Here is a 12,995-nt window from a genome sequence, read left to right on the forward strand (position 1 = left end):
ATGATGCATTAATCATCGATGCGTTCTATCTTCATACCCAAGGCACTAAACTTATCTTCGATATGCTCGTAACCGCGGTCGATATGGTAGATACGATCAACAACAGTTTCACCCTTGGCAATACTACCAGCAATCACAAGGCTTGCAGATGCACGCAAGTCTGTAGCCATCACTTCTGCGCCGCTCAGGCCATCAGTATCACCACAAATCACGGTATTACCTTCGATCTCTGCATGGGCCCCCATGCGGATCAATTCCGGGATATGCATAAAACGGTTTTCAAAAATCGTCTCAGTGATGATCCCAGTGCCTTTAGCCACTAGGTTCAACAGCGAAAACTGCGCCTGCATATCCGTAGGGAAACCTGGGTGCGGAGCTGTACGGATGTTCACCGCTTGCAGCTCGCGGTCTGTCATATCCAGCCTGATCCAATCATCACCGGTTTCAATCTTAGCTCCAGCGTCTTCCAGCTTGGCTAACGCCGCTTCCAGCAAAGAAGGCTTGGTATTACGACAGATAATCTTACCGCCGGATACCGCAGCCGCAACCAGGAAAGTACCGGTTTCAATACGATCAGCAACCACTTCATGGTAACCACCACCTAAACGCTCTACACCTTCAATAGTGATGGTATCGGTACCGGCACCTGAAATTTTGGCTCCAAGAGTATTAAGGAAATTTGCGGTGTCGACAATTTCCGGCTCACGAGCCGCATTTTCAATCACCGTCGTACCTTCTGCCAGAGTTGCCGCCGACATGATTGTCACCGTGGCACCCACGCTGACCTTATCCATCACGATATGGGCAGCTTTCAGGCGACCGTCAACCGTTGCTTTGACGTAACCTTCTTCAAGAACAATCTGTGCACCCAACTGCTCCAGACCGTGAATATGCAGGTCAACCGGACGTGCGCCGATAGCACAACCACCAGGCAAGGATACCTGCCCTTCGCCGAAACGAGCCACCAACGGACCAAGCGCCCAGATGGAAGCTCGCATTGTCTTAACCAGTTCATACGGGGCACAGAATTCGTTTACACCACTGGCGTCAACATGTACCGAGCCATTACGGCTAACTTTGGCCCCCAGACGTCCCAGCAGCTCCATTGTGGTATCAATGTCACGCAGCTTAGGTACATTGGCTACTTCAACCGGCTCTTCTGCAAGCAAAGATGCAAACAAAATTGGTAATGCAGCATTCTTGGCACCAGAAATGGAGACTTCGCCACACAATGGGCCACCGCCCTGGATTCGAAACTTTTGCATCATCAACCTCTTAGGACAGTGACATTAACTTTTTATCACGAGCCCACTCTTCAGGAGTGAATGTTTTAATACTTAACGCATGAATGTCGTTTGCCGCAATCTTAGCCATCAACGGACCGTAAATAGTCTGCTGCTTCTTCACTCGGCTCATACCTTCGAAAATGGCACCAACGGCAATCACTTCGTAGTGGCTGCCATCGCCTTTAACAATGATTTCATCAAGTTCTAAGGCATTTCCCAAAATTTGTTTAATGTCGGAGATTTCCACAAGCTATCCTCTTTCGCAGCTCAATCAATACAAGCCGCTAACATTGATTCTACATGGCTCAGGCGTAGCAACGTTTTAAGCTGTTCCGGCACATTCAATAACACCAACTCACAGCCTTTACTACGCAGCTGTTGATATACATGAAGCAACATCACCATGCCCGCAGAATCTACCCGAGCTAAAGCAGATAGATCGAGCGTTACCTTGGCATCCCGTGGCATCCATTCATGTCGTTGCTGCCAAAAGGCTGGAACTGTGTCACGTTCCAGTTCCCCTGACAAGCAATAATAGCCATTTTCCTGAACTCGCCACTCAATCTTTGGCTTAGTCATTGTTTTTTTCCTCACGGCGAATCGGTTTCGCCGCAAGTTCTTTCAAGTTCACCGTCACCGCCTCAACACCGTCGGTACGCAACTGGCCGCTCCACTCACTCTGCTTGGTCGAGATCATGCTAACCCCTTCCGCCACCATATCGAAGCCCTGCCATTCATTGGTCTTCTTGTTCTTGCGAAGCTTGAAATCCAGACGAATCGGCGGGCGCTTGGTATCCAGAATGTCCACCCGAACCGACACAATAGAGCGGTTGGCCGGCACCGACTTCGGTGACTCAATCTTAATATCTTGCCCCGTATACTGAGTCAGTACCTGAGCGTAAGACGCCACCAGGTAATCCGTAAAAGCCGCAACAAAATCATTACGCTGCCCCTTAGTCGTTTTCTTCAGCTGAGGGCCCAACACCTTGTATGCCGCATAGCGTGCATTGATATAAGGAAGCAGTTCCTGCTTCACAACGTCACGCAGCAGTTCCGGATTTTGCTGAATCTGGGGCTGCTCTGACTTCAGGCGCGCGAAAGTCAATTGAGACACCTCTTGCATCATCAGGTAAGGGTCAGTTTTATCGATACTGGCCGCCTGAGCAAACAGCGGTAACGACAATAGCATCAACAGTACAAATCGAACGAGTTTCATCATATCCCCCTATTTTTCACTATCACCGCCGATGCTATACAGCACCTGACCAATCATATCTTCCAGTACCAAGGCCGACTTAGTGTCCTCAATCAGATCACCATCACCCAGCATTTCAATATCCTCATCGATGAAACCCGGCCGAATACCCAGGTACTGCTCACCCAGCAAGCCCGATGTCAGGATCGCTGCCGAACTGGTTTCCGGGAAGTAGCCATATTTCTTATCGATTGCGAGTGTCACAACCGGCGTATAGCTCTCCGTATCCAAATTAATTGCAGTAATTTTACCTACTGTAACGCCACCAACCTTAATTGGCGAACGTACTTTCAGCCCGCCGATATTATCGAAGTGCGCTTGAAGGATATAAGAGTCATTTCCTCCGATGCTTTGCACATCAGCGACTTTAAAGACCAGTACCAACAAGGCAGCAAAACCAGCAATAACAAAGCTGCCAACCCACAATTCTAATTTCTTAATCTGTTGCATCCGTTAATATCCCAACGTTCCGTTCGTGTGTTACCGCTTGTTAATTGCCGAACATCAAAGCTGTCAGCACAAAATCCAATCCCAAAACTGCCAAGGACGAGTTCACCACCGTATTGGTTGTCGCCCGGCTGATCCCTTCCGAAGTCGGAACCGCATCATAACCGTTAAACACCGCAATCCAGGTTACCGTAATGGCAAACACGACTGACTTGATAATACTGTTGATAACGTCATAACCCAGTTCAACCGATGACTGCATCACCGACCAAAAACTGCCATGATCGATCCCTTTCCAGTCGACCCCGACCAGCTGACCGCCCCAAATCCCGACGGCACAGAACAGCAAAGACAGCAAAGGCATAGAAATTACCCCGGCCCAAAAACGAGGGGCAATGACCCGGCGCAGCGGATCTACCGCCATCATTTCCATGCTCGACAGCTGCTCGGTCGCCTTCATCAACCCGATCTCCGCAGTCAGCGCCGAACCTGCCCGGCCAGCAAACAGCAAAGCAGTCACTACCGGCCCCAGTTCACGCAAAAGCGACAATGCCACCATCTGTCCCAAACTGGTTTCCGCACCAAAATCAATCAGGACGATATAGCCCTGCAGGCTTAATACCATGCCGATAAATAGCCCAGATACCAAAATAATGGCAATCGAGAGTACACCGACCGAGTAAAGCTGCCTGATCAGCAGCGGAAACATTTTCTTCGGCTGTGGCTTGCTAACCAACGCCCCGTAAAGCAATAAACTTGCGCGACCTACCGTCTGGCACTTATCGATCCCCCGGCGTCCCTGTCGCGCAATAAAATCCGCAATCATTATTGTCAATAACCCTATTAACTAGTGTATGCCTGCTCGGCAACTTTATGTGCGCTACCTCCCCGGTAACGCTATTGTGTGGCTGTTCACTCCGTCTCGGCGGTGCCGAACAGGTCCTCTGAAATACCACAGGCCGGAAACTTAAAAGGAACCGGGCCATCAGCCGCCCCATCCAAAAACTGGCGGATCTGCGGATCTGGATCTGCCCTGAGCTCGTCAGGCGTCCCCTGTCCGATGACCTTGCCACCGGACAACAGGTAGACATGATCGGCAATACTCATCACCTCTGGAACATCATGCGAAACAATCACCGATGTGATTCCCAGAGCCTGATTAAGGCTTCGGATCAGTGTCACCAAAACACCCATGGTGATCGGATCCTGACCGACGAAAGGCTCATCGTACATAATCATATCGGGATCCAGGGCTATCGCTCTAGCCAAAGCTGCTCGCCGTGCCATGCCACCAGACAGCTCATTAGGCATCAACTGTGCCGCACCGCGCAATCCCACAGCCTCCAGTTTAAGCAACACCAAAGTACGCAGCAGTTCTTCCGGCAGATCTGTGTGCTCCCGAAGCGGGAACGCAACATTGTCAAACACAGTCATGTCCGTAAACAATGCACCGGACTGGAACAACATACTCATCCTGTTACGAGCCTGATACAGCTCGCTTCGTTTCAGCGACGGAATATTCCAGTGCTCAAACCATACTTCACCACTATCTGGCAGGATCTGACCGCCAATTAACCGTAGCAAAGTTGTCTTTCCGATCCCTGAGGGGCCCATAATGGCCGTGACCTTTCCCTTGGGCACATCCAATGATACATCATCAAAAATCTTGCGGTCGCCCCGCGAAAACGTCATGTTTTTGATTGAAACTAGCGCTTCAGTCGGTTCCATAGCCATCCTGTCGGCCGCTCAGCCTTCTGTTATTTTCGGCGCCTCCAATACAAGAAGGCCGATATCATGAAGATAATTAGTCTGGTCTGTTAACCACTAAAAAATCGATCATAAGTACATTACGCAGCCAACTCAAGACAAACACTGTAAGAACTCTGTAATTTCCGGCCTGTAACCTGCGTCAAACGCACCTCGTGTGAAAATTCTACTCAGCGAGTAGACCAAGCCGTTAATGAGTCACAATGGGCTAAAATCCATCATGATGCATGAACTAAGCTTTGTTGATGATGACCACTTGCAACAGGAACAGCCCACTTCGATTAAATTGTCTCTGCTTTTTCTTTCTTTTTAGTCAATGAACCGTCAAAATTGTCCTCTTAACTTCTTTACTAAAGATTTACGACAAAAGGGATAAGAATGCTCGAAGCCATTGTGTTGCTCTGTATCGGTTTAGCCTTACTGGTATGGAGTGCGGACCGACTTGTTTTTGGCGCAGCCGCGCTGGCGAAAAACCTGGGCGTAACGCCATTGGTCATTGGTATGACTATTTTGGCTATGGGCTCTTCAGCTCCCGAGATGATGGTTTCTGCCACCGCAGCCCTGAGCGGTAAAACAGACACCGCCGTCGGTAACGTACTTGGTTCGAATATTGCCAATATTGCGCTTATCCTCGGTCTGACAGCCCTGATAAAACCGCTGGCAATCAGCTCTGCGATAATCCGCCGCGAACTGCCGATTATGCTGGGGGTAACCTTGGTCGCAGGCTTCCTGCTATGGGATAACTACCTGGGCTTCCAAGAGGGAATCCTGCTTGTTGCGCTGTTTGTTATCTTCCTGCTTACCATGCTCAAAATCAGCCGCCAGGAGAAAGCGTCCGGCGATATCCTGGCTGAAGAGCAAGAATCAGAAATCCCTGACGGGGTCAGCAATATGGCCGCTTCGGTTTGGGTTGTAATTGGCCTTATCCTACTGCCGTACGCAGCGAATATGCTGGTTGACTCGGCAGTTACTATCGCCAAGTTCTTTGGTATGAGCGATTTGGTGATCGGCCTGACCATCATTGCTATTGGTACTAGCTTGCCAGAACTGGCGGCATCAATTGCCAGTATCTATAAAAATGAAGATGATATGGCCGTCGGTAACATTATCGGCTCCAACGTATTCAATATCCTGGCCGTTATGGGGATTCCTGGCCTGCTCAACCCGTCCGTGCTCAGCCCGCTGGCGATGGGCCGTGACTTCTATGTAATGTTAGGCGTTTCCATTTTGCTACTGATCATGGCACTAGGAAAGCGTCGCCAAATCAATCGTGTAGAAGGTTCACTTCTCGTTTGCTGCTTTATCGCCTATCAAGGTTATCTGTTTTATAATCTAGCGGCTTAACGGAGGCCAACACCATGTCAGACACGTTTGATTATTGCGATTACGGTCGCAAAGTTATTGAAATTGAAGCAGAAGCACTACAGAAACTTACTCAGTACATTAACGGCAGTTTCAATGAAGCTTGTCACCAGATAGCAAGCTGTACCGGTAAAGTTATTGTGATGGGAATGGGTAAATCTGGCCATATCGGCAATAAAATTGCCGCGACCCTGGCTAGCACCGGCACCCCGTCTTTCTTTGTTCACCCAGGTGAAGCCAGCCATGGCGATTTGGGTATGATCAAAAAAGGCGATGTCGTCCTGGCAATTTCTAACTCCGGCGAAGCCTCAGAAATTCTGACCCTGCTTCCGGTAATCAAACGTCTGGGCATCCCGCTAATCAGCATGACGGGCAAACCCGAGTCAAGCATGGCAAAACTTGCACAAATCCACCTTCAGATCACCGTTGCACAAGAAGCCTGTCCGCTAAATCTGGCTCCGACATCCAGTACCACAGCCACATTGGCCATGGGTGATGCTCTGGCGATTGCACTAATGCAAGCCCGTGGCTTTACTGCCGATGATTTCGCACTGTCCCATCCTGGTGGTGCACTGGGACGTAAACTGCTGCTCCGCATTGCTGACGTAATGCACACCGGCGACATGCTGCCGATTGTCACTGAAGATGCAACCATCAAAGATGCCCTGCTGGAAGTTTCCCGCAAAGGGCTGGGCATGACTGCGATTGTCGACGCCGAGCAAAAGCTCAGCGGGATCTTCACCGATGGCGACCTGCGTCGTCTGCTGGATAACCGTACCGATATCCACACAACGTCTATCGGTGAGGTAATGACCCGTAACCCGGCAATCATCGAACCACAGCTACTGGCAGCCGAAGGACTCAAACAGATGGAAGATCGTAAGATTAACGGACTGCTAGTCACCGAAGGCCAACAGCTGGTTGGAGCTCTGAATATGCATGATCTATTGAAAGCTGGGGTAATGTAATGCAAGTCGAAACTATTTACGGCCCTGTCTGTCAAACCGTATACAACAGCGCGAAAGCGATCAAGCTGCTAATCTGCGATATCGACGGTGTATTCTCCGACGGCCGGATCTACATGGGCAATGACGGCGAAGAACTAAAAACCTTCCATACCCGTGACGGCTACGGCATCAAGTCACTAATGTCTGCCGGTGTCGAGATCGCCATCATTACCGGCCGCAAATCAGCTATCGTCGAAAACCGTATGTCCGCTCTCGGCATTAAACATGTCTATCAGGGCCAGGATAACAAACTAGCCGCGTACGCCGAGATCGCCAACAACCTGGGGATTGCGCCCGAGCATACCAGCTACATCGGTGATGACCTGATTGACTGGCCGGTGATGGAAAAAATCGGACTGTCAGTCTGCGTTGCCGATGGCCACCCGCTGCTGGCACGCCGTGCTGACTTTGTTACCCGAATTCAGGGCGGACACGGTGCGGTACGAGAAGTGTGCGACCTGATCCTTGAAGCAAAAGGCGAATTAGATAAACATAAAGGCTTAAGTATATGACCTTACAACGGCTACTCTATGCATTACTGCTAGTCGTTTGTGCATGGACAGGCTACTACCTACTGGACAAATACTGGCAGGATGATATTCAGATTGAACCGGATGCGGAAAAGCCGTTATTTACTGGCAATGCGATAATCAATACGTCGTATAACGAATCCGGTTTACGCAGCTACCAGATAGATTCGGACTACCTGGAACATTTCAGTAAAACTGGTGATACCGATTTTATCGAGCCCGTTCTATGGGTTTACAAAAACGGGTCAGAAACAGAGTGGCGTATCAGCTCCAGCGCCGCCAGGCTGGATAAAAACCAGGTACTGCAAATGAACGGCAATGTCCGTATTTTTAACCTATTGCCCGAGTCTGCAATCAAAGTGATCCAGACTGACAGCCTGCGACTTGACCTGATCAATAAAGATTTTGATACCCCGGATCAGGTACTTATTACCGGCAGTGCCTTCCAGAACGAAGGTACCGGTATGAAAGGAAATATGGAGCGCAGCGTGGCGACCTTATTAAAAAATGTAAAAGGTAGATATGAAGCTTACCAAAATTAGTACCCTGCTATGCCTTTGTATCAGTGCGTCTAGTTGGGCATTAAGTAACGATACAGAGCAGGCGATTTATATTAACTCTGACAGCCAGGAGCTGGACATTCAAAAGAATGTCGTCACGTTTACCGGTAATGTCGTTCTGCGCCAGGGCAGCATAGATATCCGTGCCGACAAGCTCGTGGTCTCGCGCCAGTCCGGCGCTGACGGCAAGGAAACCATTGATGCCTACGGCAACCCGGCAACCTTCCACCAAATTATGGACAACGGGAAACCAATCGACGGTGCCGCACGCAAAATGCGTTACGAAACCGCCTCCGAGTTCCTGAAGATGACCGATGAAGCAATCCTGATCCAGGAAGGAAGTGAGATCCAGGGCCGGGTTATCAGCTACAAGATTGATGAACAAAAACTGGTCGCAGAAAGTGGCAAGAAAAAGCGTGTCACAACAATTCTGCAGCCAAATCAGCTTAACAGTAACCAGAAATAAGCGGCAATTATGGCAACGTTAAAAGCAGAACACCTGGCAAAAAGCTATAACGGCCGCAAAGTCGTTTCGGACGTAAGCCTGAAGGTAGAATCAGGCAAAATCGTCGGTTTGCTAGGTCCCAACGGTGCAGGTAAAACGACATCCTTCTACATGATCGTTGGCCTGGTGGCCCGTGATGAAGGCAAGATCACCATAGATGGCACCGATATCAGCCTCCAACCGATGCATAACCGTTCGCGCATGGGTATTGGTTACCTGCCGCAGGAAGCATCGATTTTCCGCCGCCTGACGGTTTACGATAACTTGATGGCTGTGTTGCAAACCCGAAAAGAGCTGAACAAGGCTGAACGCCAGGATAAACTGGAAGAATTATTGGATGAATTCAACATTCAGCACATTCGTAACAGTTTAGGCATGGCATTATCAGGGGGTGAGCGCCGCCGAGTGGAAATCGCCCGCGCCCTAGCTGCAAACCCGAAATTTATTTTGCTTGATGAGCCGTTTGCCGGGGTTGATCCAATTTCGGTCATCGATATCAAGAAAATCATTGAACATTTGCGCGATCGCGGGCTAGGTGTGTTAATCACCGATCACAATGTCAGGGAGACCCTAGATGTTTGTGAACATGCTTATATCGTAAGCCAGGGGCACCTTATTGCACACGGCAGCCCAAGCGATGTCCTCAATGATGAGCATGTAAAACGAGTCTATCTGGGCGACCAGTTCCGTCTATAGTTATAGGTAAGGACGTACCAATCACCAAGCACCTACTCAACAACAATGATGTTTATAACGTGCTTCGCGATTAACACAAATATAACAACAAGGTACATACACATATATGAAAACCTCGCTCCAGCTCAAAATAGGTCAACAACTGGCAATGACGCCACAGTTGCAGCAAGCAATTCGTCTGTTGCAATTGTCAACCTTGGATCTTCAACAAGAAATTCAAGAAGCACTGGATGCCAATCCGCTATTGGAGCTGGACGAAAACCTCAATGAAACCGCCTCAGATAATGACGACGGCAAAACTGATGGCCAGGACAACAGTGAACTATCAGCTGCAGAGCATGATGCCGCGAGTGAACCGGAACCATTCGATACCTCAGATGCCATCGAACAGCGCGAAATGCCGGAAGAGCTGCCAGTCGACACTACCTGGGACGATTTCTACAGTGCAGGTACTGGCAGCACTGGCATAGCTATCGACGATGACATGCCAGTATATCAAGGTGAAACAACTGAGAGCTTGCAGGACTACCTAATGTGGCAGGTTCAGCTGACCCCGTTTAGCGAAATCGACCTGACCATCGCAACAGCAATTATTGACGCCATTGACGACAAAGGCTACCTAACCTGCTCAACCGACGAGATCCTGGAAAGTATCGGCAATAACGAAGTCGAACTGGATGAGGTCGAAGCCGTACTCAAGCGCATCCAGCAGTTCGATCCGCTGGGCGTGGCCTCCCGCAATCTGCAGGAATGTCTGCTGCTCCAGCTGGCAACTTACCCGGAAGACACCCCTTGGCTTAGCGAGGCAAAAACCTTACTAAACCAATATATCAATTTACTTGCCAACCGGGATTACCGCCAACTAATGCGGGAAACCAAGCTGAAAGAACCGGAACTAAAAGCGGTAATGCAGCTGATCCACAACCTGGAACCGCGTCCGGGCAACCGGGTCGTCTCCTCCGAAACCGAATATGTAATACCGGATGTCTCTGTATTTAAGGATCACGGCAAATGGGTAGTGACTATCAATCCCGATAGTGTGCCTCGGATCCGTGTTAACCAGCAGTACGCCGCGTTAAGCAAAAACACCCGCAACAGTGCAGACAGCCAATTTATCCGCACCCACCTTCAGGATGCTAAGTGGCTAATCAAAAGTCTGGAAAGCCGCAATGAAACGCTGCTGAAAGTCGCCCGCTGCATCGTTGAGCACCAACAGGACTTCTTCGAATACGGTGAAGAAGCCATGAAACCAATGGTACTCAATGATATTGCACTGGCAGTGGACATGCATGAGTCAACGATTTCACGTGTAACAACGCAAAAATACATGCACACCCCACGTGGTATCTTTGAATTGAAATACTTCTTCTCGAGTCACGTTAGTACGGATAATGGTGGCGAATGCTCGTCAACGGCCATCCGGGCACTAGTGAAGAAACTGGTTGCCGCTGAAAATCAAGCGAAGCCACTAAGTGACAGTAAAATTGCTACATTACTGGCGGAACAAGGCATCATGGTGGCACGGCGTACAATCGCCAAGTACCGTGAATCGCTGGGCATTCCGCCTTCTAATCAGCGAAAACGTCTGCTCTAGTCAGGCGAAAACAGAAGGAAGATGTCTATGCAAATTAATCTCACAGGGCACCACATCGAAATTACCCCGTCTCTACGTGATTACGTAACGACCAAATTTGATAAGCTGGAACGCTTTTTTGATAAGATTAATAATGTCCATGTGATCCTGAATGTTGAAAAATTACAGCAGGTCGCGGAGGCCACCCTGCACATTAACGCAGGGGAAATCCACGCTAAGGCGGATTCTGAAAATATGTATGCAGCAATTGACGCGTTAACTGATAAACTGGTTCGTCAACTCAACAAACACAAAGACAAGCTCAATAGCCACTAATCATGCAACTGAGTAATGTACTGAGCCTGGACTGCACTAAAAGTGCAGTCCACTGCTCCAGCAAAAAACGAGCCCTTGAAATCATCAGCGAAATTGCTGCTGAGCACCTGGACCAAAACCCCCAACCACTGTTCGAGTGTATGCTGAGCCGTGAGAAAATGGGGAGTACAGGTATAGGTAATGGCATCGCAATCCCCCATGGGCGCATCCACAACAGCGAGCAAGCCATCGCCGTGCTGATCCAATGCCAGAACCCAATCCAGTTCGATGCCATCGACAATCAACCTGTCGACCTCTTGTTTGCCCTGCTCGTTCCCGATGAACAATGCCAGGAACACTTGAAAACTCTCTCCTGTATGGCTGAAAAGCTCAGCAACAAGCAAATCTGCAAACAGCTACGTACCGCAAAAAGCGATGAAGAGCTTTATCAAATCCTCACCTGTGATTCATAATGAGCATCTCCACCATCCCGTTAGTTAAGGTATGCTAACCATGAAGTTAATGGTCGTAAGCGGACGCTCAGGCTCTGGTAAATCCATAGCCTTGCGTGTATTGGAAGATCTGGGTTACTACTGCGTTGATAACCTGCCAGTTAACCTGCTACCCCAGTTTGTCACTACAGTTGAGGGCAACCAGCAAGATATCGCGGTCAGTATCGATGTCCGCAATATGCCAGACAGGCCCGAAGAGATCCGCCTGACTCTGGGGGCATTGAGCCAAAAGCTGGATGTCAACGTACTGTTCCTTGATGCCGACGACAAAGAACTGGTCAAACGCTACAGCGAAACTCGCCGCCTGCACCCACTGTCACGAAATAACATGAGCCTGGAGCAAGCCATCCAGTCTGAGAGTGCCCGTCTCTCTGAACTGAAAGAACATGCCGACCTTGTTATCGATACCACCAGCAAATCGATCCACGATCTAAGCGAAACAGTACGCAGCCGCGTACTTGGGCGAAGTACCCGCGAACTGGTTATGGTCTTCGAATCTTTTGGCTTCAAGCACGGATTGCCAACTGATGCTGACTATGTCTTTGATGTTCGCTTTCTGCCGAACCCGCACTGGATCCCGGAACTCAAGCCGCTTACTGGGCTGGATCAGGGCGTCAAGGAGTACCTTTCCGGCCATTCCGAAGTCAACCAGCTGATCTACCAGATCCGCAATTTCATTGAAACTTGGCTTCCGATGCTGGAGAAAAACAACCGTAGCTATGTCACTGTCGCCATTGGTTGTACTGGCGGCCAACATCGCTCAGTCTACGTCGCCCAACAGCTTGCCGATCATTTTCGCAATGAAGGTCATCAAATCCAGGTACGCCACCGGACCCTGGAAGCCAGCGCATGAGTGTCCTAAGCCGACAACTTTTCATCAATAACCGCCTGGGACTACATGCCCGGGCAGCTATCAAACTGGTTGAACTGGCGCAAAGCTTCGAAGCGACCGTTACTATCAGTAACGACGAAAAAAGTGCAACGGCTGATAGTGTGATGGGGCTACTGATGCTGGAATCTGCTCAGGGGCAACAAGTGTGTGTCAGCGCTGAAGGCCGAGATGCCGAAGCCGCACTATCCGCGGTGTCGGAGCTAATCGAAGCTGGATTTGACGAAGAAAACTAACTTCCCGTTAAAGAGCAAACATCGCCAATCAGGCAGATAACAGGAATGATCAAAA

Annotated in this window: 18 protein-coding genes; 11 read left to right on the top strand and 7 right to left on the bottom strand. The window is 49.5% G+C overall.

All coding sequences use genetic code 11. The features are described from left to right. Positions 1–8: 8 nt before the first annotated feature. From murA to mlaF, 7 genes are all read right to left on the bottom strand, one after another. Entirely contained in the window at positions 9–1,265 is a 1,257-nt protein-coding gene (gene murA, locus Q0852_RS14650) for a UDP-N-acetylglucosamine 1-carboxyvinyltransferase (protein ID WP_299019273.1), read from the bottom strand. Positions 1,266–1,275: 10 nt separating this feature from the next. Next, positions 1,276–1,533: a BolA family iron metabolism protein IbaG gene (ibaG, locus tag Q0852_RS14655; RefSeq protein WP_299019174.1), complete on the bottom strand. Its 258-nt coding sequence runs from the start codon at positions 1,531–1,533 to the stop codon at positions 1,276–1,278. 20 nt (positions 1,534–1,553) lie between these two features. Beyond that, positions 1,554–1,865, bottom strand: coding sequence for an STAS domain-containing protein (locus Q0852_RS14660; protein ID WP_299019176.1), 312 nt, complete (start codon positions 1,863–1,865; stop codon positions 1,554–1,556). Then, a complete protein-coding gene (mlaC, locus tag Q0852_RS14665; RefSeq protein ID WP_299019275.1) occupies positions 1,858–2,502 on the bottom strand; it encodes a phospholipid-binding protein MlaC in 645 nt (214 codons plus the stop codon). The genes Q0852_RS14660 and mlaC overlap by 8 nt, the downstream gene beginning before the upstream one ends. Before the next feature lie 9 nt (positions 2,503–2,511). After that, positions 2,512–2,991, bottom strand: coding sequence for an outer membrane lipid asymmetry maintenance protein MlaD (gene mlaD, locus Q0852_RS14670; protein WP_299019178.1), 480 nt, complete (start codon positions 2,989–2,991; stop codon positions 2,512–2,514). Between the two features lie 40 nt (positions 2,992–3,031). Next, on the bottom strand, positions 3,032–3,814 hold the full coding sequence (gene mlaE, locus Q0852_RS14675; RefSeq protein ID WP_299019180.1) for a lipid asymmetry maintenance ABC transporter permease subunit MlaE: 783 nt from the start codon (positions 3,812–3,814) through the stop codon (positions 3,032–3,034). 86 nt (positions 3,815–3,900) lie between these two features. Then, a complete protein-coding gene (mlaF, locus tag Q0852_RS14680) occupies positions 3,901–4,716 on the bottom strand; it encodes a phospholipid ABC transporter ATP-binding protein MlaF (RefSeq protein ID WP_299019182.1) in 816 nt (271 codons plus the stop codon). A gap of 417 nt (positions 4,717–5,133) precedes the next feature. Between mlaF and Q0852_RS14685 the strand changes: the two genes are divergently transcribed. From Q0852_RS14685 to Q0852_RS14735, 11 genes are all read left to right on the top strand, one after another. Next, a complete protein-coding gene (locus tag Q0852_RS14685; protein ID WP_299019184.1) occupies positions 5,134–6,099 on the top strand; it encodes a calcium/sodium antiporter in 966 nt (321 codons plus the stop codon). A 14-nt stretch (positions 6,100–6,113) separates the two neighbouring features. Continuing rightward, positions 6,114–7,085, top strand: a complete 972-nt coding sequence (kdsD, locus tag Q0852_RS14690) for an arabinose-5-phosphate isomerase KdsD (RefSeq protein ID WP_299019186.1) — start codon at positions 6,114–6,116, stop codon at positions 7,083–7,085. After that, complete coding sequence (gene kdsC, locus Q0852_RS14695; protein ID WP_299019188.1) at positions 7,085–7,636, top strand: 3-deoxy-manno-octulosonate-8-phosphatase KdsC; 552 nt, start codon at positions 7,085–7,087, stop codon at positions 7,634–7,636. The genes kdsD and kdsC overlap by 1 nt, the downstream gene beginning before the upstream one ends. Beyond that, the gene (gene lptC, locus Q0852_RS14700) at positions 7,633–8,196 is read left to right on the top strand and encodes an LPS export ABC transporter periplasmic protein LptC (RefSeq protein WP_299019190.1); all 564 of its coding nucleotides are present in this window, start codon (positions 7,633–7,635) and stop codon (positions 8,194–8,196) included. The genes kdsC and lptC overlap by 4 nt, the downstream gene beginning before the upstream one ends. Next, on the top strand, positions 8,177–8,680 hold the full coding sequence (gene lptA / locus Q0852_RS14705) for a lipopolysaccharide transport periplasmic protein LptA (RefSeq protein WP_299019192.1): 504 nt from the start codon (positions 8,177–8,179) through the stop codon (positions 8,678–8,680). The genes lptC and lptA overlap by 20 nt, the downstream gene beginning before the upstream one ends. Positions 8,681–8,689: 9 nt before the next feature. Next, entirely contained in the window at positions 8,690–9,415 is a 726-nt protein-coding gene (gene lptB / locus Q0852_RS14710) for an LPS export ABC transporter ATP-binding protein (protein WP_299019194.1), read from the top strand. Between the two features lie 106 nt (positions 9,416–9,521). Beyond that, on the top strand, positions 9,522–11,009 hold the full coding sequence (locus tag Q0852_RS14715; RefSeq protein ID WP_299019196.1) for an RNA polymerase factor sigma-54: 1,488 nt from the start codon (positions 9,522–9,524) through the stop codon (positions 11,007–11,009). A 27-nt stretch (positions 11,010–11,036) separates the two neighbouring features. After that, positions 11,037–11,324 carry a ribosome hibernation promoting factor gene (gene hpf, locus Q0852_RS14720; RefSeq protein WP_299019198.1) on the top strand — a complete coding sequence of 96 codons (288 nt, stop codon included), beginning with the start codon at positions 11,037–11,039 and terminating at the stop codon, positions 11,322–11,324. 2 nt (positions 11,325–11,326) lie between these two features. Continuing rightward, complete coding sequence (gene ptsN / locus Q0852_RS14725) at positions 11,327–11,776, top strand: PTS IIA-like nitrogen regulatory protein PtsN (protein WP_299019200.1); 450 nt, start codon at positions 11,327–11,329, stop codon at positions 11,774–11,776. Between the two features lie 40 nt (positions 11,777–11,816). Next, complete coding sequence (gene rapZ / locus Q0852_RS14730; protein ID WP_299019203.1) at positions 11,817–12,668, top strand: RNase adapter RapZ; 852 nt, start codon at positions 11,817–11,819, stop codon at positions 12,666–12,668. Further along, positions 12,665–12,940 (top strand): HPr family phosphocarrier protein, encoded by a 276-nt coding sequence (locus tag Q0852_RS14735; protein ID WP_299019205.1) that lies wholly within the window; start codon positions 12,665–12,667, stop codon positions 12,938–12,940. Before rapZ ends, Q0852_RS14735 begins: the two co-directional genes overlap by 4 nt. The last annotated feature ends 55 nt before the right edge of the window (positions 12,941–12,995 follow it).

The organism is uncultured Photobacterium sp. (assembly GCF_947502415.1).
In the GTDB taxonomy this organism is placed as follows: domain Bacteria; phylum Pseudomonadota; class Gammaproteobacteria; order Enterobacterales; family Vibrionaceae; genus Photobacterium.

Coding starts and splice junctions, on each gene's coding strand:
- murA (WP_299019273.1), bottom strand. CDS start 1,265: ATGCAAAAGTTTCGAATCCAGGGCGGTGGCCCATTGTGTGGCGAAGTC.
- Q0852_RS14660 (WP_299019176.1), bottom strand. CDS start 1,865: ATGACTAAGCCAAAGATTGAGTGGCGAGTTCAGGAAAATGGCTATTAT.
- mlaC (WP_299019275.1), bottom strand. CDS start 2,502: ATGAAACTCGTTCGATTTGTACTGTTGATGCTATTGTCGTTACCGCTG.
- mlaD (WP_299019178.1), bottom strand. CDS start 2,991: ATGCAACAGATTAAGAAATTAGAATTGTGGGTTGGCAGCTTTGTTATT.
- mlaE (WP_299019180.1), bottom strand. CDS start 3,814: ATGATTGCGGATTTTATTGCGCGACAGGGACGCCGGGGGATCGATAAG.
- mlaF (WP_299019182.1), bottom strand. CDS start 4,716: ATGGAACCGACTGAAGCGCTAGTTTCAATCAAAAACATGACGTTTTCG.
- Q0852_RS14685 (WP_299019184.1), top strand. CDS start 5,134: ATGCTCGAAGCCATTGTGTTGCTCTGTATCGGTTTAGCCTTACTGGTA.
- kdsD (WP_299019186.1), top strand. CDS start 6,114: ATGTCAGACACGTTTGATTATTGCGATTACGGTCGCAAAGTTATTGAA.
- kdsC (WP_299019188.1), top strand. CDS start 7,085: ATGCAAGTCGAAACTATTTACGGCCCTGTCTGTCAAACCGTATACAAC.
- lptC (WP_299019190.1), top strand. CDS start 7,633: ATGACCTTACAACGGCTACTCTATGCATTACTGCTAGTCGTTTGTGCA.
- lptA (WP_299019192.1), top strand. CDS start 8,177: ATGAAGCTTACCAAAATTAGTACCCTGCTATGCCTTTGTATCAGTGCG.
- lptB (WP_299019194.1), top strand. CDS start 8,690: ATGGCAACGTTAAAAGCAGAACACCTGGCAAAAAGCTATAACGGCCGC.
- Q0852_RS14715 (WP_299019196.1), top strand. CDS start 9,522: ATGAAAACCTCGCTCCAGCTCAAAATAGGTCAACAACTGGCAATGACG.
- hpf (WP_299019198.1), top strand. CDS start 11,037: ATGCAAATTAATCTCACAGGGCACCACATCGAAATTACCCCGTCTCTA.
- ptsN (WP_299019200.1), top strand. CDS start 11,327: ATGCAACTGAGTAATGTACTGAGCCTGGACTGCACTAAAAGTGCAGTC.
- rapZ (WP_299019203.1), top strand. CDS start 11,817: ATGAAGTTAATGGTCGTAAGCGGACGCTCAGGCTCTGGTAAATCCATA.
- Q0852_RS14735 (WP_299019205.1), top strand. CDS start 12,665: ATGAGTGTCCTAAGCCGACAACTTTTCATCAATAACCGCCTGGGACTA.